Raw genomic sequence first — 22,559 nt, 5'->3', positions numbered from 1 at the left:
CATGCCAGAGTCAACACCTGCACAAAGCCGGTCTCTTACAGACTGGCTTTGTTATTTAGAAACTCAGCATCATAGTGCTATAGATTTAGGGCTAGAAAGAGTGGCTAAGGTAGCCAGTAGCGGGCAGTTATGTCATTCAAAGGCCACCGTCATTACCGTTGCGGGTACTAACGGCAAAGGCTCAACTTGTGCACTATTAGAACAAATACTCTTAGCCCAAGGCTATAAAGTCGGTGTTTATAGTTCTCCACATATCTTGGATTACCGAGAGCGAGTTCGTATCAATGGTCAGTTGCCAGAAGAACGCGAATTTTGTCGCTCTTTTACTGCGATTGAAGCGTTACGCGAAGATACCAGCCTAAGCTATTTTGAATTTGGCACTTTAGCCGCTATTTGGTTGTTTGCTGAATATAGTCTCGATTACGTTATTCTGGAAGTCGGCCTCGGTGGCCGCCTAGATGCGACCAATATTGTTGAACCTGACGTGAGTGTAGTGACCACCGTTGCCATCGATCATATTGACTGGTTAGGTGATGATTTAGCCCATATAGGCAGAGAAAAAGCCGGTATCTTTCGCCAGAATGGCAAAGTGGTTATTGGTGATGCAAATATCGTGTCTAGCGTACTAGAGTGCGCTCAACAACTTCGGTGTCAGCAATTGGCTGCGGGCATAGACTATAACGTTGAGTGTTTAGCTAATAGCTGGAGTTATACCAGCCAGGCATTGAGTTACCACAATTTACCTTATCCTTTATTGCCGCTCAGTAATGCGGCGACAGCAATAGCCACCTTGGAACAGCTAGGCCTTGATCTTGATATCGCATCACTTCAGCGCGCAATCAGTCAGTGGCAGTTAGCTGGGCGCTTACAAACCTTATCACAGCAACCTTTGGTTATCGCTGATGTTGCTCATAACCCTCAATCAGCAGATTATTTAGCCAAACAATTAACCCTTTTAGCCAAAGGGCGAAAGATTGTAGCGTTGTGTGCGATGCTCAATGATAAAGATATGCAGCAAACAGTGAGGCCGCTGTTATCGCTGGTTGATCATTGGTATGTCAGTGGCTTATCTGGCCCTAGAGGGGACGATGGCTCAGCATTGGCTGCCTGTTTAACGTCAGCGGCTAATGTGGTGCGGTTTGAAACCGTTGATATGGCTTATAATGCAGCATTGAGTGATCTAGATGAGCAGTCAATGTTAATTGTATTTGGTTCTTTTTTTACCGTAGCAGAAGCGATAAAATTGTCTTCAGCTCAAGCATAGCAGAGAGTATCTTTTGACTGCACAGTTTAAAAATCGTTTAGTGGGCACGATTATTTTGGTCGCATTAGGCGTGATCGTCATTCCTGATGTTCTGGACGGTAAAAAAAATCGTATTGAAGAAGAGTTTAATGCGATTCCTTTTGCGCCAAAGGTTGATTCTCTGCCTCCGCTATTAATTGACTTGCCTAGCGAACAGGGCCAAAAGGACAACTCATCTGAGTCAAATAATAGTGAAAAAGTGGCAAGCAACCAACAGCTTGAGCCCGAGGTGATACGCACTATAGACTTTGATAAACCAGCCTATATCGTGCAACTCGGTACCTTTAAGAACGCTGATAACGTCAGCCGTTTGGTGGCCAAATTGCGAGATGCAGGTTTTCAAGCCCATTCTTACCCCGAGCCTGCGGTAGAAGGGGAGTTGAACCGAGTGTTTGTTGGACCAAATGTGTCTCAAAAAACACTTGAACAGCAGCAGGCTAAATTAAAAGAACTCACCGGGCTGAGCGGCACGATTCGCCAATTTGACCCTTTATTCAAATAAGCCGGGAAATACTTAGACGCATTTTATTTTTGTTTCTGGTAGAATTCGCAGCGTTTTTCAACAAGTAGAAAATTTATGGCTTGGGTAGACTACGTCATTATCGGCGTAATAGTATTGTCGGCATTAATCAGCTTGGTTCGAGGCTTTGTCAAAGAGGCGCTTTCTTTAGTCTCTTGGGTAGCCGCGTTCTTTGTCGCTAGTCAGTTTTATCACGATCTATCCAGTTATTTTACTCTCATCGAAAATCCCTATTATCGCAGTGGCGTAGCCATTGTTCTGCTTTTCATAGCCACCTTGGTATTAGGTGCCTTAGTTAATTATTTATTTGGTCATCTTGTTAACTCCACAGGACTCACTGGTACCGATAGGGTACTGGGGATTTGTTTTGGAGCAATACGTGGTGCCTTAGTGGTAAGCGCATTACTGTTTGTACTGTCGTTTACTGGTTTTCCTGAGTCTTCTTGGTGGAAGGGCTCAATATTGATCCCCGAATTTACCGTGATTGTTCAGTGGTTTTTTGAGTTTTTAAAAGATTCTTCTAGTTTTTTAGATAACTACCAATCTTAATAAGGAAAAGCTTCATGTGTGGTATTGTCGGCATTGTCGGTGCTAGTCCCGTTAACCAGGCGATTTATGATGCACTAACTGTTTTACAGCATCGTGGTCAAGACGCTGCGGGTATCGTAACAATTACTGAAGGCATGTTTAAACAACGCAAAGCCAATGGATTGGTAAGAGATGTGTTTGAAGTGAAACACATGCAGCGTTTACGTGGCAACTTAGGTATTGGTCATGTTCGTTATCCAACTGCGGGCAGTTCTAGCGCAGCTGAAGCACAGCCTTTTTACGTTAATTCACCCTTTGGTTTAGCCCTAGCGCACAATGGTAATTTGACGAATGCTAAAGAACTACGCGAGCAAATGGCTAAAACGGCTCGTCGCCACATCAACACGACTTCTGACTCTGAAGTATTACTTAACGTGTTAGCTCATGAATTAGACCGTATTGTTAAAGATGAGCTGTGCGAGAAGCAAGTGTTTACCGCAATACGTGCGGTACATAAGCAAGTGCGTGGAGCGTATGCAGTGGCTGCCTTAATCATTGGTCAAGGCATGGTAGCGTTTCGCGACCCTAACGGCATTCGCCCCTTAGTATTGGGTAAAAAAGTGTGCGATGTCGATGCCAGCAAAATGGAGTACATGGTTGCTTCTGAAAGCGTTGCGTTAGACGCGGTCGGCTTTGAGTTTGTGCGTAGTGTTGCTCCTGGTGAAGCAATTTATATTACTGAAGATGGGCAATTATTCACTCAACAATGTGCTGAAAACCCAGCGCATAACCCGTGTATTTTTGAGTATGTGTATTTTGCTCGTCCTGATTCAATTATTGATAAAATTTCAGTATATGGTGCTCGCGTAAACATGGGGACCAAACTGGGTGAAAAAATTGAGCGCGAGTGGGATGATCTCGATATTGACGTGGTGATACCGATTCCTGAAACGTCTTGCGATACGGCCCTACAAATTGCTATGCACCTAGATTTACCTTACCGCCAAGGTTTCGTTAAAAACCGTTACATCGGTCGAACCTTTATTATGCCGGGGCAAACCCAGCGTCGTAAATCAGTGCGTCGTAAGCTAAACGCCATTGATGTTGAGTTTAAAGGCAAGAACGTATTGTTAGTTGATGATTCAATTGTTCGCGGCACAACCTCAGAACAAATTATTGAAATGGCGAGAGATGCGGGCGCTAAGAAAGTTTATTTTGCCTCTGCTTCACCTGAAATCCGTTTTCCTAATGTTTACGGCATCGATATGCCTTCGGCTAACGAATTAGTTGCTCATGGTAGAGAAGTTGACGAAATTTGCGAGCTGATAGGTGCAGATGGCCTAATTTTCCAAGACTTGGAAGACTTAATTGAAGCTTGTCGTCAAAGTAACCCTGAAATTCATACTTTTGAAACCTCAGTATTTAATGGTAAGTATGTGACCAATGATATTGATCAGGACTATTTGAACTACTTAGATCAACTACGAAATAATGATGCACAAGCGCTTCAAGCTCATGAAGAAGTAGCAAGTTTAGAGTTGCACAACGAAGATAGCTAAAGCCTATCATCGCTCAATAAAAAAGCACCTCATGGTGCTTTTTTTATTTGAGTTGACTGGTCTAAAACGAGGCTTAGCGAGAGAACTCTAGCTTACTGAACTCGACACGTTCGTTGGGCGTGCGTTGTATATTCAACCGTTGTTGTTCTTCAACAAGCTTTAAGCGTGGCAGAATACCTTCACCATTTGCTATCTGAATAGCCAGGCCAGGGCGGGCGTTTAGCTCCAGTAACATTGGACCATTTGAGCTGTCTAAGACCATATCAGTACCAAGGTAGCCCATGCCAGACATTTCATAGCAACTAGACGCTAGTTCAAGTAAACGCTGCCAATGTGGCACTATCAGCTCTTTTAACGGACGGTCGGTGTCTGGGTGTTTATCAATTGGCCTATCAAACTGAACCGCGTGTAAGGCTTTACCGGTTCCAATATCGATACCTACCCCAACAGCGCCTTGGTGCAAGTTGGCCTTGCCGTCAGAAGCCGCGGTGGATAAACGCATCATCGCCATCACCGGATAGCCTTGGAACACGATCACTCGCACGTCAGGTACGCCTTCGAAGCTAAACCCATCAAAACAAGGGTCAAACTCAATGAGTGCTTCAATTACCGCTACATCAGGGCTGCCCCCTAAAGAAAACAAACCAGCCAAAATATTCGAACAATGACGTTTTACATCTTCTTCGTGAGTAGGAGCGCCACTGGGTTTAAAAAACACCCCAGATTCTTGCTTAGTGATAACTAAAATACCTTTGCCACCAGAGCCCTTAGCGGGCTTGATAACGAAACCAGAGTGTTTATGCAACAATGGAATGATTGACTCAATGTCATGCTGAGTACGTACCACTCCTATCAATGCAGGAATGGTCACATTATCACGTTGGGCAATAATTTTTGTTTTTAACTTATTATCCACTAGCGGATAAAGTTTCCGCGGGTTATACCGGCTAATGTAGCCGGTATTACGTTGATTCATGCCCATGATGCCTTTGCGGGCTAACTTAAAGGGACTGGAAAATGGATTTATCATCAGTCCTCCTTATCCGCTAAAGGCTTAAAACGACGCAATTCTAATAGGCGGTAGCCAGTGTAGTTACCTAACACTAAAATAATACCCAAAACAATGAATTGGATACCCATAAAGTTGAAGGTGAGATGGCGAACATAATCGTTATTCATCGCCATAAATGCCAGTACCGCAACAAGTAGGCTGCCTCCGCCTTGCAATACTACTTCTTTAGGGCCTTCCTCTTCCCACAATATCGACATCCTCTCAATGGTCCAAGATAAAATAATCATCGGGAAGAAAGTGATTTTTAAACCTTCGGTTAAGCCCACTTTAAAGCTCATTACGCTGAAAATGGAGATAATCCCAATTACCGTAATAATCACTGCCGATATTCGCGAGACCAATAACAAGTTTAAATGAGAGAGGTAACCACGAATAACCAAGCCTACGCCGACGACGAGTATGAAACCGACTAAGCCTGTCACCAGCGAAGTTTGCATAAATGCCATTGCTATGAGCACAGGCATAAAGGTTCCAGAGGTTTTCAGGCCAATAAGCACACGAAGTAATACGACAATAAGCACCCCGATAGGGATAAGCAAAATGCCTTTAAATAGCGCTTGTTCTTCTAGAGGTAGGCTGTCAATGGAGAAGTTTAAGAAATCCGCTTCGCTAATTTTAGGGGCGACAGCTGCTTGAGCGCTTTGCTCAACTAGAAGCATAGAGAAGGTGACTTGTGAATCTTGGCCGCCAACCACTTCTAACATGCTATTGCCGTTGTATTCCCATAGCAGGGTATTATCTGGTCTACCTTGCGTACCGGTTTTTAAGTCGAAAACTTGCCAGTCATTTTCATCTTTAAATACTTGAATATATTCGGTGATACTTTGACGACGACGGCCGTCTTCTAGTTGTAAGCCACGAACAATTCTCGCTGGTACGTTGGCGTTATTTAGTAGGTCTACTACCAGTCGATTTTTCGGTTTGTAATCGAGAATCAGCCCGGTATTTTGGTTGCTTGTTGCTGTTTCGCCGGTTAATGCTTTAATCAGCTCACGGGTAAAGCTGTAGGCATCAGCCGACACTTCTTCTGCTTGTTTCGATAAGTGATTGGCCGCCGTTAGGTAAGGTTCTGGGTATTCAACGAACGGTGTATCTGGCATTTGCGGTTGGTAAATGTCAGCGGCTTTTGGGTCGACTAGAAAATCGACCTTGTAGTACATTTCTTGATGGCCGCTCGCTTCTCGCTTGGTCCAAATCGCTCTAGGATTATCTTGGTCATTAACAAATGACAAGCCATAAGCTAAAGAAGCGGTTGATTCATGAATACGGGTATAGCCCTGTTGGGTTTGGGGTAGGGCTAATACAGTCTCAACGCTATCGCCTTTAGCATCAAATTCTACTTTGGCTTCAATCGACCAAATTTGACGTTTTTCACCGGGAAACCAAGGCACTTCAAATTGAGTGTGGCGGTACATGGTCATGCTTATTCCTATCAGCATGCACAGGGTTACGATGAAATAGAATATATTGCGGGAGCTCATTGGCATTAATCCTTAAATGTCGGCTTTGCTTGAGTAAATTTTTGGCTTATATCAACCACACTAATGTCTCTTAAGAAACTACGCCCTAATAATACTGGATAACTTAGGTGGCTGCGGTCGGTTAGAGTAAATTGAGCATTTTCCGAAATAGGTCCAAGTTTAACTAGCATGGAAACTACTGGACGCTTATCTATGGTGTTGGTTGATGCTTGCGTGACTTCCGCGGTACGTATCACCGGGCGCTCAACCATAATATCGCTATCTATAGTTTTATGACGTAAGTTAAAACGAACCCAATTTTTACCATCTCGTTCAAACTTCACAATGTTGGTCGCATTTAATGAAGAGGTCGCCGCGCCAGTATCTATGCGCGCTTGAAAAGCCTGATTTTGTCCCTGAAGGCTCACCCACTCAGACTCCCCGAGTACCGTTTTGTTGCCTAACTTATAAGCGCTTTGTTTGTTACAAGATTGTGCTGAAGACTTACTATTAACGGCTACAGGAGCAGGCACTATTGCGACTATTTTCTCTTCCAGTTGGTCAAAACGCTGTTGATTAGTGGCGAGTTGCTCTGACATCGCTTCACATTGGCTAAGCACGTTAGTTTGTTGTGCAGAAAGCTGAGAGAGTTGCTCTAGTGCTTGATCATTTTGCTGGGACGTTGGTTGATTGGCGCAAGCTGATAGCGCGAGCGAGACTGCAATAACTGAAAGCTTTTTCATAGTATAAATCCATTAGGCAAAAGTAATAATAGCGGTTGATTCGTTTTTGTTAGCATAGCGTAACAACCTTGATTAGTCTGGGTTAATTGCAATAAAAACAGCACGTTTAGGCGCGGGTAACCCCTCAACTGTGAGCGTTTTGTCGCCTGGGTCAAGATAATCATCAAGAGACTCATGCGTCATCCAAGAGGTGCTACGTTGTTCTTCGGTGGACGTTACATCAACATCTACCACTCTTACATCAACAAAGCCCACTTTCTCAAGCCACAATTTTAATGCAGCGGTGCTTGGCAGAAACCATACATTGGGCATTTTTCCATAGCGCCCTGCAGGCACGAGAACTTGATTTTCGTCACCATCAACGACTAGCGTTTCTAGGACCAGCTCGCCGCCAGTGTGTAACTGGTCTTTTAATTGAATTAAATGGTCCATGGGTGAGCGTCGGTGGTAAAGCACGCCCATTGAAAATACCGTATCAAAGGCTCTTAACTTGGGTAATTCTTGAATGCCTAATGGCAACAAATGAACCCGTTGCTCGTTATTGGCGAAGTTGCGAATGGCTTCAAATTGCATGAGAAATAGGGTGGATGGGTCGATACCTACTACAAACTCAGCGTCATCGCCGAGCATACGCCACATGTGATAACCACTGCCGCATCCTACATCTAATACATAGCGGTGTTTTAGCGGTGAAATATGTTGACGAAGGCGTTCCCACTTCCAATCAGAGCGCCACTCGGTGTCAATGTGGATGCCATAGATGTCGAATGGGCCTTTTCGCCAGGGATGCAAATGGCGCAGCAAACTTTCAACTTTCTTTCTTTCTCCGGCCGGCATATCTTCGGCTTGACCAATACTGACTTTATCTTTCAGCTCGATATGAGTGGTAGTTTGTTGAGGGAGTTTATTCAGCACTCGCTGCCAACGAGGAAAATCGCCGTGGGCATGCTCTTTCTGCCAATCGCCCAATTGAGCGGGTAGCGTGTAGAGCCAATGTTTTAAACGGTTTTTAGCGATTATTTGGTAAAAATCAGAAAAGTCTATCATCGGTTACAAGAGTTTGATATTGCTTGAGTATATAAACCTAATTGTAGCAATGTTTACTTGATATAGGGGGATTTCTTAATTGTAAACTAAGCCATTCCCCCATTTTATGCGCTTTATCGTTTTATTTTTGCAAATCTGTTTTTATCCAAGCTAAGTGTTGCTGGTTATTGCCTTGCTGAACGCCGCTATCGCAAACTGCAACACCACGAGTCGCAATAATGAGCTGTCCTGTTTGGTGAACCTGAAGATCATGTTCTTGCAGAATGAGTAAGTCTGAGCCATTTAGAGGGGCTGCACTATTTATAAAAACGATTAATGGGCTGCGCTGCTTAATATAGTCTTCTTCTAAGAATGCAGGCAGTTGTTGTTGGTTGGTGATTGAGGCTGCTGCACTAGCCCACGTTTGTTGTTTGATACGCGCTAATGCTAAAAACGGTGCTGGTGTCAGTTGGCTTTGATTAGATTGATAAGCGTTAAACCACTCAAAATACTTGTTTTCCCAATGATAGCTGAACGCCATATCACTAGGTTTAATTGTGCTTTTACTGGTTGATTTGTTTAGCAGTGCGAAATCAAAATAAGGCTGAGTTGAGTTAACTGAAGGTAAATGAGCGACTAAAATACTCTCGTCAATCAGTGCCTTGGTTATCGGTTGCAATTGCTCCATATGAGCAAAAATTTGCGAAGAAGCAATACTAATAGTAGAAGCCGAACTTGAACAGTCATCGGTCAGTAATAAACTGTAATCTAAGTGTTGGACTTGTACTGTTGCATTCACCTGTGGTGACAACAAAAAAACACTTGCTGCAAGAATAGTTCTGCTAAAGTTATTCATATATATAGACATTTTTTATTAAGCTATTTTTATGCTAACACATAATTTTGATTAACTTGTGGCCTAAACAAAAATTTAGCCAAAGAACGATATTGAAAAAGGAATGATGATGGGACGTCTATCGATTAAACAGCGGCTGATTTTTACAGTGGTGATATTGTTAGCGGTGTTAAGTGGTGTGCAGGCTTGGTTTCAAGCTCGCAGCTTGTCTGAAGAAACCCTTCAGGATATTAGCAGAGATGCCAAGCAATTGGCCTTGGCGGCAACCGATCAAGTGAGTTTATGGTTTGATTCGAAGCTGACTATTGCCAAGGCGGTGAGTGTCGACTCAAAGTCAAAGCAATTTCTTTCCCATTTAGTTCAGGCGAAAGAAAGTGGTGATTTTATCTATTTTTACTTCGGTAGTAGTGAAGGGAAAATGACCATGGACGATCCTAATGAAGTGCTTCCAGATGGTTACGACCCGCGTACACGCCCATGGTACAAAGGGGCGGAGGCCAAGGGATCTTTTGTCTCAGCTCCTTATGTCGACGCAACTTCAGGGCAGATGGTTATTTCTGTTGCGCAAAAGGTAGCTGGCGGTGTTTATGCTGGGGACCTTGGCTTAGATGTTGTGACCCAGCGCGTACTTAACCTCGCGAATGACAATGTGTATCCCGTGATCGTAGATAAAGACGGTTTGGTGGTTATTCATGCAGACAAAAATTTGGTGCTGAAAAACGTGGCTGATTTATCGGCTGATTTTAACGCTAGCTTTATAGCGCAACTTGCTCGAAATTCGCAAATCAGTGATGTCGTCGTGAGTGGAAAAGATAGTTTAGTTAATGCAACCCCAATTCGTGGTACCGATTGGTACCTATTATTTGTATACGATAAGAACCAAGCGATGGCGCCAGTGGCAGCCATGGTTAAAAGCTCGGTGTTATTCGCGCTTGTGCTATTTGCAGTAGTGGCACTGGTGTTATTTAAGGTCATTAGCTCAGTGCTTAGTCCGGTCGAGGTATTGGGTGACGCAATTAAAGGGCTATCTTCTGGCGATGGTGATTTAACCAAGCGATTGAACTTTCAACGAGACGATGAAATTGGTTCGTTAGCAGGGGGGATCGACCGGTTTATCGAGCAGCTCCATGATTTATTGAAAGATATAGCTCAAGATGCAGATAACCTGCAACAGGCAGCGGCCTTAACTAGCACTTCAACGGCTGAATCTAACATTCAAATTGAGCGCCAACAGGCAGAGGTAACTCAAGTCGCAACCGCGGTAAATGAAATGGCCGCAACCGCCAACGAAGTGGCTAACAATGCAGAGCAAACCGCCGAGGCTGCAAGAGAGTCTGCAGAATCCTGTGGTCAAGGTAAGGTGTTGATTGGTCGTAACCAGCAGCAGGTTAACAGTCTCGCTGGCCAACTAGACAGTGCGGCGGCTACGGTTCAAGAATTAGAGCGTAATACTCGAGAGATTAGTGATATCTTGTCGACCATTCAAGGTATCGCAGAGCAAACCAACTTGCTTGCTTTAAACGCAGCCATTGAAGCGGCTCGAGCCGGTGAGCAAGGGCGAGGCTTTGCCGTCGTTGCCGACGAAGTACGTAATCTGTCACAACGAACCCAGAGTTCGACAGAAGAAATCAAAGCGATGCTGGAGCGTTTGCAAGGGAATACTGATAGCACCGTTAAAACCATGGATGAAAGTCAGCAATTAGTAAAAATCAGCGTAGAAGAAGCAACTCGAGCAGCTGAAATGTTAGATAACATTACTAACTCCATCACCCATATTAGTGATATGGCTACCCAGATATCCAGTGCTGCTGAGCAGCAAAGAGCGGTGACTGAAGAAGTGGGGCGGAATACTCAAGGTATTCAAGATGCTTCGTTGGAATTGGCTGAGCAAGCGGCGGGTAGTTCGCAGCGGGCTACAGAACTAGATGCTATCGCGGATAAATTGCATAGAGAAGTGAGTGCTTTCAAGATTTGATATTTATTTAAGGTGACCACCTCAGATGAGTAACAACGTAGCCTGCTTAATCGCAGGCTATTTTTTTTAAGCCAACAGCGCAATACCCGCCCCCCCTAAACTAATAAGCATTATGTACAGCGGAAGCTTTAATATTCGTAATATAAAAAAGCCCATCAGGGCTAATGTAATGTCTAGGCTAGAGTGCACTGCGTTAATAAAAATCGGTTGATAAAGGGCTGCGATTAACAAGCCAACGACCGCTGCATTCACCATTTGCATTGCTGCTGAGAACTTGGCCTTTTGGGCTAAAACTTGCCAAGCATCCGCAAAAGCGAGTACCAGTAAAAAACCAGGCAGGAAAATAGCAAAGGTGGCGGTAGCCGCGTAGCTTAAAGGCGTTTGGTCTCCGATTATTGCACCTAGATAACTGGCAATAGTAAACATTGGGCCGGGTACTGCCTGTGCTGCAGCATAAGCGGTAAGGAATTGCGCTTGGTTTATTTCGCCAGATAGCGCTTGTTGCAGGAGCGGAAGTACTACGTGCCCTCCACCAAATACCCAGCTACCCGCTTGGTAGAATTGACTAAAACTCTGCAAAATAGGGGGGGGATTTAGCAATGGCAAAACTAGCAGCAGACCAAATATCACCAGGTAAGCGAAGTTGATTGAACCTGTTTTTAACACCATCAACTCATTATTGGGTTTTATAAGCACGAGCCGCTTGTGTAATGCTAAACCGGCGAGGGCAGCGAGCATTAGGCAGACGAGTTGGGTACTTAACTGAGGGAACAGGAGTAGCCCTGAAGCCGTTACGAAACAAGCGCTACTAAGATAAATATTTGTGCAAAATTGGCTGAACATTAACCTAATAGCATCTACTACCACCACCAACGCGGCAATTTTTAAGCCTGCGATTAGGCCGATGATATAGGGGTGGTGATGACTGTAATTAGCCGCTAAGGCTAAGGTCAGCATTAATACGGCTGAAGGTAAAGTGAAGCCAATAAATGCAGCAACCGCACCCAACTTACCCGCTCGATGCAGGCCAATGGCAAAACCCACTTGAGATGAACCAGGGCCAGGCAAAAACTGGCTCAGAGCAACTAAATTGGCGTACTCTTGCTGGGTTAACCATTGTTTGTTATCAACAAACTCTTGCTTGAAAAAGCTAATATGTGCAGCAGGCCCACCGAAGCTCAGCAAACCTAAGCGAAAAAAGCTGAAAAACACGTCAAATATTGCGCTCATAGTATTATAGTCGAGTGAGAAGAACTTCGATTTTATGACGGATTTGTTACCGTTATATTGCGCCCTATAAACTAATCTCATTGGTTGACTTGAACATGTACAATACAAAACTGCTTAGTTAATCAGTCAAGGAGTGGCAGTGTACTTTATCCATGAGGCTAAAATGGTGGTAGCACTTGTTTGCCTGCTAGTTTTGCAAGCTTGTAGCGCAACTGCGCCTCAGTTAACACTCTCTTGTGAGCCTGCGCTTAAGCGTTTAGATAAGCTATTAGTCGAGAACGTTGGTACTTTGAAAGGTGAGCGTGTTGCCGCAACTGCGTGGTTGCGTTATGACCGTTTTATCTATCATTACCTAGAAAACTCGGCACTCCCGAGTGGGGCTGTTCAAGCAACGCTAATTGATTCTATGAGTGCTTTAGCGATTAGTGGTTTACAAGCAGAATGGCTAGTTTTAGAGACGAAATATGCCAAAGAGTGGCTGCAATCCAATCACGTTGTGGACGCTAAGCCGTTTATTGAACAGTGTGTTAGCCAACTTGCTAAGCAGTATAAAACCAACCCTGAACACATGGTTAGTTTATTGGCTAGTGTTCCTCCTGATGAGGATTATTCAAGCACTGCGAAGGTGTTTGGTTTGTATCCTATTAGCTCAAAAATATTTGCTAGTGCTGTAGTAAAAGAACAAACCAGTCTAAGGCATCAGTGGCAAGCAGCCAGCCGCTCGCCACTGTCTGGTTTTAGTGAACAAGACGTCGCACTATATATCCCTGCACAAAGAAGTCGCAAGCTAGACGCTGCCGCAGTTGAGTTTAATCAGTTTGGCCAATTAAGCGCGAAGCATCAACAAATGCAATTACTCGACTGGCACGCGCCGCAATGGTTGATTGAGAACTCGCAGGCAGACAATCTTCCTGGTTCACCATATTGGCGGCAACACCAGCTGGAGGTTGACACCACACAGCCTGTAAGTTTTTCAAAAATCAGCTACGGAAGGTTTAAAGGGCGCACCAGTATACAGCTCAATTATGTGCTGTGGTTTAAGCAACGCCCTAAACTCTCTTCTGTCGATTGGGTGGCAGGTCGGCATGACGCCTTGGTTTTTAGGGTTCATTTGAGTCCACAGTTGGAAGTGATAGCCTACGATAGTATTCACCTTTGCGGCTGTTGGTATACGTTGATGCTGCCTAAGGAACGAGCCTATGAGGCGATTCAAGATCCCAAGCAAGAGAGCGTTTTAATGTATCGGGTTGATACGGCAGAACAAATGCGTATTAGTGTTAGCGCAGATACTCACCAAATTATTAATGTTAGGCCTGTAGTCGATGATACCCTTCTGCTTGCTAGTCAACGGGAGTATCAACTTGCTCCTTGGGGAAATTTGCTTAGTTTAGAACACGAGCAGGGCTATCAAGCCATCTATGATCCGCAAGGTTATGTTTGGGGTTCCCAGCGTTTAGAGCGCTGGTTCTTCTGGCCTATGGGGGTTAAGCAACCTGGAACCTTGCGCCGTTTTGGCGATCATGCCATTAGTTTTGTTGGAGAGCGCTATTTTGACCAAGCCCATTTGTTAGAAGATCTGGGTGTGCAATAATATGCCGATAACAGCCCGATGCTGAAATTAAAACTATCAGGGAATCAATGATATGAGTTATGACAACAACAATATATTCGCTAAGATTATTCGCGGGGAAATGAGCTGTTTAAAGGTGTACGAAGATGAACATACCCTCGCATTTATGGACATTATGCCGCAGGCCGATGGCCATACTTTAGTGCTACCTAAAGAGCATGCAGAAACGATATTTGAGTTATCAGACGACGCAGCTGCAGCAGTGATTAAAACTGTGAAAAAAGTCGCGGCAGCGGTAAAACAAGCTATGGGCGCTGAAGGCATTAGTTTGGTGCAGTTTAATGGTGCGGCGGCAGGGCAAACCGTCCCTCATTTACATTTTCATATCATACCGGGCTCACTGGCTGAGGCCCGAAGCCATGCTCGCAATATGGTTGATAGTGAAAGCTTACAGCCTTTTGCCGATAAAATTGTCGCTATTTTAGCCCAGTAAATGCCCCTGAGACAAAAAATTGAGCTACGAGATTGTTTTAGTAGCTCGTATTTAGCGCTTGCTTGGTAAAAATTACTTAATTGCGACTAAAGAACCAAAGTTAAAGCACTGAAACCATAACTCGCTATCACTAAAACCAGCCTCTTTAAATCGTTGTTTATGCTCTTCAATGGTATCAGGAACTAACACATTATCTAAAGAACTGCGTTTTTGGCTTATTTCCAATTCACTGTAGCCGTTGGCCCGTTTGAAATCTAAGTGCAATTCGCTAATTAAATCTTGAATGGCCAGCGCTGAAAAATGAAATTTCTCGCTGACTACCAATAAGCCGCCTTTCACCATACCCGCATGAATTTTTCTCAGTAAGCTTAGGCGTTGGTCCTTTGGAATAAACTGTAAGGTGAAATTTAGTACAACCACAGACGCGTTCGTTATCTCTACATCGCAAATATCATCACAAATAACCGTTACAGGTGTAGAGGCTCTAAACGCTTCTAAGTGCTTTTGGCAACGTTCAACCATGGCTGGCGAGTTATCAACTGCCACAATTTCAACGTTCTCAAGCTTAACGGCTCGGCGCATAGCTAAGCTGGCAGCCCCAAGAGAACAACCTAAATCGTATAAGGTGGTATTAGCTTGATGAAACTGCTCTGTAAGATGGCCAATCGTAGAAATAATATTGCTATAGCCCGGCACTGAACGTTGGATCATATCTGGGAATACTTCTGCGACTTGATCATCGAAACGAAATTCACCTAGCTGGGTGATAGGTTGAGAAAATAATTTGTCTTTGCCTTGCATGGGGGCTCTCGTGCGGAAATTGATAGAATTGAGCGGGTAATGTGACCCTAAAGGCTATTGTAACTAGCCAAACCTAACTTGTCTTCGGCAATTTTACCCTTAAGGGCAGATTTATTGCTGTATCACTATTCTTATTTGTGGTCGCTTTCCTTTATACTATCGCCTTTTCTCTTGGCAAAAACTCATTATTGGTGTTTTTGCCAAGTTAGATTATTCAATGAATTTTAAAACGTAAAACGGGAAAGGCCAAATGCGCACTGTTTACTGCGGACAAGTTACCAAAGAGCTAGTTGATCAAGAAATAAATTTAGTCGGTTGGATTAATCGTCGTCGTGATTTGGGTGGAGTAATCTTCATTGATTTGCGTGACCGTGAAGGCATTGTTCAGGTGGTGTTTGATCCCGACCGTGCTGATGTATTTAATACCGCTAATAGTTTGCGTAACGAATTCTGTGTGCGCCTGAAAGGCCGCGTACGTGCTCGCCCTGAAAGCCAGATTAATGCTGACATGACAACCGGCGAAGTTGAACTGCTAGGCTTAGAGCTCGAAATTCTGAACCGTTCAGCGCCATTGCCATTAGATAGTAACCAAGATAACTCTGAAGAGCAGCGCTTAAAGTATCGTTATTTGGACTTGCGTCGCCCAGAAATGAATCAACGTTTGGTATTTCGTGCCAAGGTGACGGGGTTCGTTCGTCGCTTCATGGAAGAGAATGGCTTTCTAGATATTGAAACCCCAATTTTGACTAAGGCTACTCCTGAAGGCGCACGTGATTACTTGGTGCCAAGTCGTACCCATAAAGGCCAATTTTTCGCATTGCCTCAATCACCACAAATCTTTAAGCAATTGCTGATGATGTCAGGTATGGACAGGTACTATCAGATAGTTAAGTGTTTTCGTGATGAAGACTTACGTGCCGACCGCCAACCTGAATTTACCCAGATCGATATCGAAACATCATTCATGACGTCTGACCAAGTTATGGCGGTTACCGAGCAAATGATGCGTGAGTTGTTTGAAACGATGCTCGATGTTGATTTAGGTGTCTTTCCACAAATGACTTATGCTGAGGCCATGCGTCTATATGGTTCTGATAAGCCAGATTTACGTAACCCAATGCAATTAGTTGATGTCGCTGATTTGCTCAAAGACGTAGAATTTAAGGTGTTTTCTGGCCCTGCCAATGATGAAAAAGGCCGAGTCGCAGTATTACGTGTACCTGGTGGTGCTAAGCTTTCTCGTAAACAAATCGATGACTACGGTAAATATGTTGGTATTTACGGCGCTAAAGGTTTGGCGTGGATGAAAGTTAACCAGCTAGATGCCGGCTTAGAAGGCCTGCAGTCTCCAATCCTTAAGTTTCTAACCGAAGATGTGGCAACGGGAATTGTTGCTCGCTGTGAAGCCCAAGACGGTGATTTAATACTATTTGGTGCTGATAAAGCCAATGTGGTTTGTGAAGCAATGGGAGCGTTGCGTCTAAAAGTGGGTGAAGACATGGGCTTAGTGGCCGATGAATGGAAGCCTCTATGGGTGGTTGATTTCCCAATGTTCGAAGAAGTCGATGGCCAATTCCACGCGATTCATCACCCATTCACCGCTCCTGTTGCTGGTATTAGCGCTGAGCAACTCACTGAGTCACCGGCCGGGGTATTATCAAATGCTTACGATATGGTACTAAACGGTTGTGAGCTAGGCGGTGGTAGTGTGCGTATTCATAAGCAAGATATGCAAGCTGCGGCCTTTAAAGTGCTTGGTATTAGTGATGAAGAAGCGCAAGAGAAATTTGGCTTCTTGTTAGAGGCGCTACAGTATGGTGCTCCACCACATGCAGGCTTAGCATTTGGCTTAGACCGCATTGTGATGTTAATGACGGGTGCAAGCTCTATTCGCGACGTTATGGCATTTCCTAAAACGGCAACCGCTGCCTGTCCTTTGACCAGCGCGCCTAGTGCAGCTAACCCTGTTTCTTTGAAAGAGTTGGCGTTAACAATCACTAAGCCAGAGTAATGACTATTCACCACTAAAAAAGGCGAGCTTAGCTCGCCTTTTTTATTTTTACCGTAGCCGTCATATGAAGCTATAAGCAGTATGATAAATACTAACTAGGTGCTGTTAGAGCGACTCGACCCCTTGGGGAGCCGAAACAGTGGGTGCAAGTGTAATACTTCTCTATCTTTATCCAGTAAAGCGCCTTTACTATTACAATCGTTATAAAAAGCCAGTGCATCTGCCTTGGGCAGTGGTCGGCCAAATAAGTAGCCTTGCACTTTATCAAACCCATTTTTTTTCAGCCAATTAGCGTGGGCGAGAGTTTCAACCCCTTCAACCAAAATATCAAATTCTAAGGTATGCATCAGTTTGAGCATGCTTAATACAATGTTCTGAGTAGGAACTGATGTGATTGCGTTGTGGCCAAACTCTCGGTCAAATTTAATTTTGTCACAGGCCAAATTACTGAGGTAACTGAGAGAGGTGAAACCTTTACCAAAATCATCAAATGCAACTTTAATCCCCGCATTACGAATGTGGTTAAGTTGATTTTTAACTTGCTGATAGTTTTGCACCGCAACACTTTCCGTGATTTCAAGTTCTAGACAATTATTGCCAAGCTCTGAACTCTGGTACTTGGATATTAATTTCTTTGCAAAGTTTTCATCTTCAAATTGCCTTCCACTAACATTAAATGCGATGGTTAAACCTTCATATCCTAGCTGGTTGAATTCCTCCATAAGCGCCAAGGTTTTATCGATAACCCAATATCCTAGCGGCAAAATATGCCGACCTGCCTCTACGGTATCTAAAAACTGGCCAGGATTCATCAAGCCTTGTGTGGGGTGATTCCAGCGCAGGAGTAACTCGAATCCGGTGATTTTTTGTTGAACCATTGATACTTGAGGCTGCAGATATAACTCTAGCTCATCATTACTCATCGCCTGCTGAAATTGGTTTTCAATGGTGAATACCATGTCGTTTGCATAGGCTAACTCAATGTCGAAATGGGTGCAGCAGTTTCGGCCTTTTCGCTTGGATGAGTACATCGCTAAATCTGCATATTTAACTAATAGTTGCGGTTGATACTCCGCCTGTTTAGCGGTGGCTATGCCCACACTCAGTGTTACTTTCATCGATACACCAGAAATGGTGATTTCGCGGGCTATTTCTTGCGCCAAGCTATAAGCGAAGCCAAGCACACTGTCTTTATTTTGGCGATGGATAATCAGTGTGAACTCATCCCCTCCCAAACGGAAAGTGTTTGACGAAAATTGACTGAGTTGCATGATGCGTTTAGCAACTTGTACTAATAATAAATCACCAAAGTCATGGCCTAAGGTATCGTTGATGGTTTTAAAGTTATCTAAGTCGATATAAATGAGGCTCAATTCTTCATTGAGTTCTTCGGCTGTTTTAAGGGATTCACCTAACTGTTTTAAGAATGCGGTACGATTAGGTAATTCGGTTAATGGGTCTTCCATCGCCATCTTTTCCAATACTTTGGTATTGGCTGCAATACTCGAGTTCATCTTGTTAAAACGATCGGCTAGCTCTATAGAAATATTATCTAAAGAGTCGAACTCGTCATTAAACATATGTAGCGTATTTTGTGATTGGTAACCTTTGTTATTGAGAATGCTGGGTAAATTTTCAGTGTGATAGCGCAAACTGCTTAGCGGCCGTCGCATCAATACAAGCCCAACAATAATGCTTAGGCTCATGGTTAGCAGCAGTAACATGGCCAGTCGGTTTTCGAAACTGGTGGTTAATAAAACTTGTTCACTCCAGTCTTTCAGCACCACTAACCTTAAGGCCGAAGTAGCACTGTTTTTTATGGGGTAAAGCTTACCTACAATGGTTTTGCCTTCGACCATAAATTCCATATTGGCGTGATTACGGTATTCAATGGCGCTATTAAACCACTGTTGACTATTTCGCTGAGTATTGGTCGCCAGCAAAATGCTTTTGTAGATGGAACGATCTAAATCGATGATTGCGAGTTCAATGTTATCGCGCTGAGTTACGTTGATCAGAGCATCGGCGAGTTCTAATTGAAATGCCAATACTCCCTGTTCGGCATTGAGAGTACGAATTGGCAAGGAAATCCACAGGTGGCATGCAATATCGCATTGTAAAAGTTGCATAGGCCTAGCACGCGACGCGACTTGTTTTAGGAGTTCTTCTGGCGGTAATGAGTCTTTAGAGTGACAAGAATAGTCACCTTGGTTGTTTACGGTGCAGCCATTAGTTATCGGTAATAGCCATTGTAATTCGGGCAGATGTTTTGAAAGGTATACATCAAGTTGGTTGAGGTTTTCTGCGTTACTAAACAGCGACTGTGCTTCAAATATGTAGGTAATACTGTCACTTAATCGATTAATTTGATCATTGAACTCTAAGGAGTAGTTATCCAAATAGCTTGTTTTTAGTTCGGCTTGCTGACTTTGGTAACGCTCCATTGCGGTTAAACCAAAAGTGGCCACTAATACACCCGCCGCTAAAATCAGCATAACCGTCAATTTGAGCCGGACACTGACATAGCGTTTTTTTATATCGATTAAAGGGAACCGACTTAACTTCATTGGTCTACCACTCAGTTTACTTTTTTATTATTAGTGTTATTAAGAGAAAATGTCATTTGCTCTGTTTAAGCATAGAGCGAATTATCAAAAACGATAACTAAGTTGAACTGCAAACAGTCTCCAGTAACGTTCAGGATTGTTTTCTCTAGTGGGGTTTAAGTCGTTTACCGGGGCTAACATAGACGTGCCCGTGAACCAGTGGTGTTCGATTTTTAGCTGTAAATTACGGTGGAAATTCCAGCTGGCTCCGACAGTCACATCACTTAAGTTTCTTAGGTTTTCATCTATATCATTATCTACGAAATGACTGCGGTCATACCGAGCTAATAAATTCCATTGTTGATTGAGCATATAAATCATTTGAAGATAGTAGGCATTGATATCAGTGCTACCATCAAATGCGGGTTCAAGGGCTTCAGCGATGGCGTTTTTACCTTGAGCATAGGTGCCGCCGCGGCGCATCGTGAATTCGCTGGTTAACTCATACCGTTGTTGAGCATACTGTAATGAAAGGATGTATTGGTCAGTATCCATAGTGAAATCTAAAGGCGCATAGGTGATGTCACCATTAGGTGGAGTGGGAATACCAATATTAATGGCATCATTGAGATGACTTTTAAGGCGACGGTATTCAACAGCCACTAACCAATTAGCATTTGGCCGAGTGGAAAGGTGAATAGAGGTATTCCAATCGCTTTCAAAAGTCCCTCCTTGGTCTTGGCCAAAAAAGCGTCGGCTAAAACTTTCATCAAACGCTTCCTTACCGATCGATGCGGCTAAACTATACTGTTGACCGCTTTGGGTATAGTAGTCTAAGTCGGCGCGAATACCGTCGGCCCGAAGACTTTGCTCCTTTAGAATATGTGGATAAACCGAAGACGGCAGCAAGATGCTAGGACGAGTAAATGGCACATCGCGTGTTGCGCCATAAATACCATTAGCCAGCTTAAAACGGCCTAACTTAAAGCCTATTTCCCAATCTTCGTTAGTTTCCACCTGGTAATTTAGGCTTAAATAATCAACTTCTAAGCCCGTTTCAAACCAATCGCCACTTTCACGAGCGATAACTAAACCAGATACTGACCATCGAGGGTTTATGTACCAGTAGCCGTGCAGGCCAGCCTCAAATAGCGGTCCGCTATCACCAGAGTTATACCCGTAATAGTTGTTGGCGTTAACATCTATATAACTGGCCGAGACAAACCCTCCCCAAGATAATTTGGCATGGGCGGCATTAGGCAACAGCATGCCTAGAGAGCTACTCAACAAGAATAGAATGAAGTTCTTCATTGTTTACCTCTTGGCTTGAGTATCCAATCGCATTTGGATTGTCGAGAATTTTTTGCAGCATTGCTTGCTCTGAATCAACCTCTGTAGGCGCAATTGCGGTGCCCGTGTATATCTGTCTTTCCCAAATTCTGGTGAGCTGGTAAGGAAACAGTTTAAGAGCGCTTAAACAAAATTGTTTGTGCAATTCATCATTGCTGTTCATTACCACAATTTCTATGGCTTGGCCGTTTGGCCAATTTTTTTGACGTAACGAGAAGATAGAGCGGATGTTTTTAGTATTTAGTTCGAACTGATGAGTAGCATGGCCGACAACCCACACGTTGGCATGAAGAGGATTACTTACACTAATAATTAGAAATAATATAAGCGATTTATGGCCAAACAACTTGAGTTGCTTAAGCAGAACAAAAAATCGCCAACAAGTTGCAATCATAACCGTCCGTTGGTTGTTTATAATATCGATTCCACCTACATATTAACAATAGAATAAAATTATCAATAAGGTAAGGTAACTTAGTATTTAGGATGTTTTTAGTATTAAGGAATCGCTAAGTGATGGAATGTAAAGATTTTTTTATTCATTGATTTCAACGCAAATGCGGAAAGTTTCGTGCGCCATGATGGTGAAAATCACGATTGCTTGTCAAATTTTCTCTGTTAGTTAAAAATACCGCGCTGTAACGAAATATTTACCCACGACTTGTAAGTACTTATCGAATAGGCAATGGTTAATTCTCGTAATAAAGCTGTGCTTGCAGTGTTTATAATGTTTATTATTGCTGGATAGAATAAATAAAAGGAGATAATAGTGGCGGGGCATAGTAAGTGGGCCAATATTAAACACCGTAAAGCGGCACAAGATGCTAAACGTGGGAAGATTTTCACCAAATTCATTCGAGAGTTAACGGTTGCAGCTAGGGAAGGGGGGTCTGATCCTGATGCCAATCCTCGTCTCCGAGCAGCAATAGACAAAGCGCTGTCTAATAACATGACCCGCGATACCGTCAATCGAGCGGTTCAACGTGGCGCTGGAGAACTCGACGGGCAGCAACTTGAAACGGTTATTTATGAAGGCTATGGGCCAGGCGGTACCGCCGTTTTAGTGGAAACGATGACCGATAATCGAAATAGAACCGTATCTAGTGTCAGGCATGCTTTTTCGAAAAGTGGCGGTAACCTAGGCACTGATGGCAGTGTGGGCTACCTATTTGAGAAGAAGGGCATTATCTCTTACCCAGCGGGCACTGATGAAGAACGCGTCATGGATGCTGCTTTAGAAGCGGGCGCTGACGATGTGACAACCAATGACGATGGCAGCATTGATGTATTTACCTCTCCCAATGAGTTTGGCGAAGTAAAAGATGCGCTAGATGCGAGTGGGCTGTTAGCTGTTCATTCGGAAGTGACCATGATCGCTTCAACCCATGCTGAACTAGATGCGGCAACGGCACCTAAGTTGATCAGGTTAATTGATATGTTAGAAGATGATGATGACGTTCAAGAGGTCTACCACAACGGTGAGATTTCTGATGAAGTCGCTGCGCAGTTGTAAGCA

19 protein-coding genes are annotated in these 22,559 nt (G+C 43.7%); 9 read left to right on the top strand and 10 right to left on the bottom strand.

Annotated elements, in window-relative coordinates; translation table 11 throughout:
* Position 1: 1 nt before the first annotated feature.
* The 4 genes from folC (at position 2) to purF (ending at position 3,910) form a co-directional block, all read left to right on the top strand.
* Positions 2-1,264, top strand: coding sequence for a bifunctional tetrahydrofolate synthase/dihydrofolate synthase (gene folC, locus M0C34_RS12030; protein ID WP_248711930.1), 1,263 nt, complete (start codon positions 2-4; stop codon positions 1,262-1,264).
* Between the two features lie 13 nt (positions 1,265-1,277).
* Positions 1,278-1,805, top strand: a complete 528-nt coding sequence (locus M0C34_RS12025; protein ID WP_248711929.1) for an SPOR domain-containing protein — start codon at positions 1,278-1,280, stop codon at positions 1,803-1,805.
* Positions 1,806-1,880: 75 nt separating this feature from the next.
* The gene (locus M0C34_RS12020) at positions 1,881-2,372 is read left to right on the top strand and encodes a CvpA family protein (protein WP_248711928.1); all 492 of its coding nucleotides are present in this window, start codon (positions 1,881-1,883) and stop codon (positions 2,370-2,372) included.
* A gap of 14 nt (positions 2,373-2,386) precedes the next feature.
* Entirely contained in the window at positions 2,387-3,910 is a 1,524-nt protein-coding gene (gene purF, locus M0C34_RS12015; RefSeq protein WP_248711927.1) for an amidophosphoribosyltransferase, read from the top strand.
* Between the two features lie 73 nt (positions 3,911-3,983).
* Here the strand turns inward: purF and M0C34_RS12010 are convergent, their stop codons facing one another.
* From M0C34_RS12010 to M0C34_RS11990, 5 genes are all read right to left on the bottom strand, one after another.
* Positions 3,984-4,940 (bottom strand): alpha-L-glutamate ligase-like protein, encoded by a 957-nt coding sequence (locus M0C34_RS12010; RefSeq protein ID WP_248711926.1) that lies wholly within the window; start codon positions 4,938-4,940, stop codon positions 3,984-3,986.
* Positions 4,940-6,463, bottom strand: coding sequence for an inactive transglutaminase family protein (locus M0C34_RS12005; RefSeq protein ID WP_371923072.1), 1,524 nt, complete (start codon positions 6,461-6,463; stop codon positions 4,940-4,942). The genes M0C34_RS12010 and M0C34_RS12005 overlap by 1 nt, the downstream gene beginning before the upstream one ends.
* Before the next feature lie 5 nt (positions 6,464-6,468).
* A complete protein-coding gene (locus M0C34_RS12000; protein WP_248711924.1) occupies positions 6,469-7,185 on the bottom strand; it encodes an ATP-dependent zinc protease family protein in 717 nt (238 codons plus the stop codon).
* 72 nt (positions 7,186-7,257) lie between these two features.
* Positions 7,258-8,232: a tRNA 5-methoxyuridine(34)/uridine 5-oxyacetic acid(34) synthase CmoB gene (cmoB, locus tag M0C34_RS11995; protein WP_248711923.1), complete on the bottom strand. Its 975-nt coding sequence runs from the start codon at positions 8,230-8,232 to the stop codon at positions 7,258-7,260.
* A 121-nt stretch (positions 8,233-8,353) separates the two neighbouring features.
* Positions 8,354-9,067 (bottom strand): hypothetical protein, encoded by a 714-nt coding sequence (locus M0C34_RS11990; protein WP_248711922.1) that lies wholly within the window; start codon positions 9,065-9,067, stop codon positions 8,354-8,356.
* 103 nt (positions 9,068-9,170) lie between these two features.
* Between M0C34_RS11990 and M0C34_RS11985 the strand changes: the two genes are divergently transcribed.
* Positions 9,171-11,042, top strand: a complete 1,872-nt coding sequence (locus M0C34_RS11985) for a methyl-accepting chemotaxis protein (protein ID WP_248711921.1) — start codon at positions 9,171-9,173, stop codon at positions 11,040-11,042.
* A gap of 66 nt (positions 11,043-11,108) precedes the next feature.
* Here the strand turns inward: M0C34_RS11985 and chrA are convergent, their stop codons facing one another.
* Positions 11,109-12,272, bottom strand: coding sequence for a chromate efflux transporter (gene chrA, locus M0C34_RS11980; protein ID WP_248711920.1), 1,164 nt, complete (start codon positions 12,270-12,272; stop codon positions 11,109-11,111).
* A gap of 139 nt (positions 12,273-12,411) precedes the next feature.
* Here chrA and M0C34_RS11975 point away from each other — a divergent pair, with 139 nt between their 5' ends.
* Together M0C34_RS11975 and M0C34_RS11970 are read left to right on the top strand one after the other, a co-directional pair.
* Positions 12,412-13,863: a hypothetical protein gene (locus tag M0C34_RS11975; RefSeq protein ID WP_248711919.1), complete on the top strand. Its 1,452-nt coding sequence runs from the start codon at positions 12,412-12,414 to the stop codon at positions 13,861-13,863.
* A gap of 52 nt (positions 13,864-13,915) precedes the next feature.
* Complete coding sequence (locus tag M0C34_RS11970; protein ID WP_248711918.1) at positions 13,916-14,335, top strand: HIT family protein; 420 nt, start codon at positions 13,916-13,918, stop codon at positions 14,333-14,335.
* A gap of 72 nt (positions 14,336-14,407) precedes the next feature.
* On the opposite strand, the gene cmoA is transcribed toward M0C34_RS11970, so the two are convergent.
* On the bottom strand, positions 14,408-15,136 hold the full coding sequence (gene cmoA / locus M0C34_RS11965; RefSeq protein ID WP_248711917.1) for a carboxy-S-adenosyl-L-methionine synthase CmoA: 729 nt from the start codon (positions 15,134-15,136) through the stop codon (positions 14,408-14,410).
* A gap of 250 nt (positions 15,137-15,386) precedes the next feature.
* On the opposite strand from cmoA, the gene aspS reads away from it, so the two are divergent.
* Positions 15,387-17,147: an aspartate--tRNA ligase gene (aspS, locus tag M0C34_RS11960; RefSeq protein ID WP_248711916.1), complete on the top strand. Its 1,761-nt coding sequence runs from the start codon at positions 15,387-15,389 to the stop codon at positions 17,145-17,147.
* A 95-nt stretch (positions 17,148-17,242) separates the two neighbouring features.
* Here aspS and M0C34_RS11955 read toward each other — a convergent pair whose 3' ends face one another.
* The 3 genes from M0C34_RS11955 to M0C34_RS11945 form a co-directional block, all read right to left on the bottom strand.
* Entirely contained in the window at positions 17,243-19,714 is a 2,472-nt protein-coding gene (locus M0C34_RS11955; protein ID WP_248711915.1) for a putative bifunctional diguanylate cyclase/phosphodiesterase, read from the bottom strand.
* Positions 19,715-19,798: 84 nt separating this feature from the next.
* Positions 19,799-21,004 (bottom strand): TonB-dependent receptor, encoded by a 1,206-nt coding sequence (locus tag M0C34_RS11950; protein ID WP_248711914.1) that lies wholly within the window; start codon positions 21,002-21,004, stop codon positions 19,799-19,801.
* On the bottom strand, positions 20,973-21,437 hold the full coding sequence (locus M0C34_RS11945) for a type 2 periplasmic-binding domain-containing protein (protein ID WP_248711913.1): 465 nt from the start codon (positions 21,435-21,437) through the stop codon (positions 20,973-20,975). Before M0C34_RS11945 ends, M0C34_RS11950 begins: the two co-directional genes overlap by 32 nt.
* 375 nt (positions 21,438-21,812) lie before the next feature.
* Here M0C34_RS11945 and M0C34_RS11940 point away from each other — a divergent pair, with 375 nt between their 5' ends.
* Positions 21,813-22,556: a YebC/PmpR family DNA-binding transcriptional regulator gene (locus tag M0C34_RS11940; RefSeq protein WP_248711912.1), complete on the top strand. Its 744-nt coding sequence runs from the start codon at positions 21,813-21,815 to the stop codon at positions 22,554-22,556.
* Positions 22,557-22,559 lie beyond the last annotated feature (3 nt).

The sequence above is a fragment of the Agarivorans sp. TSD2052 genome, from assembly GCF_023238625.1.
Taxonomy (GTDB): Bacteria; Pseudomonadota; Gammaproteobacteria; order Enterobacterales; family Celerinatantimonadaceae; genus Agarivorans.
Note: the sequence above shows the minus strand (reverse complement) of the source record. Positions and strands in the feature narration are given on the sequence as shown.

Excerpts from the sequence above, each read along its gene's own strand:
- folC (WP_248711930.1), top strand. The coding sequence starts at position 2 with ATGCCAGAGTCAACACCTGCACAAAGCCGGTCTCTTACAGACTGGCTT.
- M0C34_RS12020 (WP_248711928.1), top strand. The coding sequence starts at position 1,881 with ATGGCTTGGGTAGACTACGTCATTATCGGCGTAATAGTATTGTCGGCA.
- purF (WP_248711927.1), top strand. The coding sequence starts at position 2,387 with ATGTGTGGTATTGTCGGCATTGTCGGTGCTAGTCCCGTTAACCAGGCG.
- M0C34_RS12010 (WP_248711926.1), bottom strand. The coding sequence starts at position 4,940 with ATGATAAATCCATTTTCCAGTCCCTTTAAGTTAGCCCGCAAAGGCATC.
- M0C34_RS12005 (WP_371923072.1), bottom strand. The coding sequence starts at position 6,463 with ATGAGCTCCCGCAATATATTCTATTTCATCGTAACCCTGTGCATGCTG.
- M0C34_RS12000 (WP_248711924.1), bottom strand. The coding sequence starts at position 7,185 with ATGAAAAAGCTTTCAGTTATTGCAGTCTCGCTCGCGCTATCAGCTTGC.
- cmoB (WP_248711923.1), bottom strand. The coding sequence starts at position 8,232 with ATGATAGACTTTTCTGATTTTTACCAAATAATCGCTAAAAACCGTTTA.
- M0C34_RS11990 (WP_248711922.1), bottom strand. The coding sequence starts at position 9,067 with ATGAATAACTTTAGCAGAACTATTCTTGCAGCAAGTGTTTTTTTGTTG.
- M0C34_RS11985 (WP_248711921.1), top strand. The coding sequence starts at position 9,171 with ATGATGATGGGACGTCTATCGATTAAACAGCGGCTGATTTTTACAGTG.
- chrA (WP_248711920.1), bottom strand. The coding sequence starts at position 12,272 with ATGAGCGCAATATTTGACGTGTTTTTCAGCTTTTTTCGCTTAGGTTTG.
- M0C34_RS11970 (WP_248711918.1), top strand. The coding sequence starts at position 13,916 with ATGAGTTATGACAACAACAATATATTCGCTAAGATTATTCGCGGGGAA.
- cmoA (WP_248711917.1), bottom strand. The coding sequence starts at position 15,136 with ATGCAAGGCAAAGACAAATTATTTTCTCAACCTATCACCCAGCTAGGT.
- aspS (WP_248711916.1), top strand. The coding sequence starts at position 15,387 with ATGCGCACTGTTTACTGCGGACAAGTTACCAAAGAGCTAGTTGATCAA.
- M0C34_RS11955 (WP_248711915.1), bottom strand. The coding sequence starts at position 19,714 with ATGAAGTTAAGTCGGTTCCCTTTAATCGATATAAAAAAACGCTATGTC.
- M0C34_RS11950 (WP_248711914.1), bottom strand. The coding sequence starts at position 21,004 with ATGAAGAACTTCATTCTATTCTTGTTGAGTAGCTCTCTAGGCATGCTG.
- M0C34_RS11945 (WP_248711913.1), bottom strand. The coding sequence starts at position 21,437 with ATGATTGCAACTTGTTGGCGATTTTTTGTTCTGCTTAAGCAACTCAAG.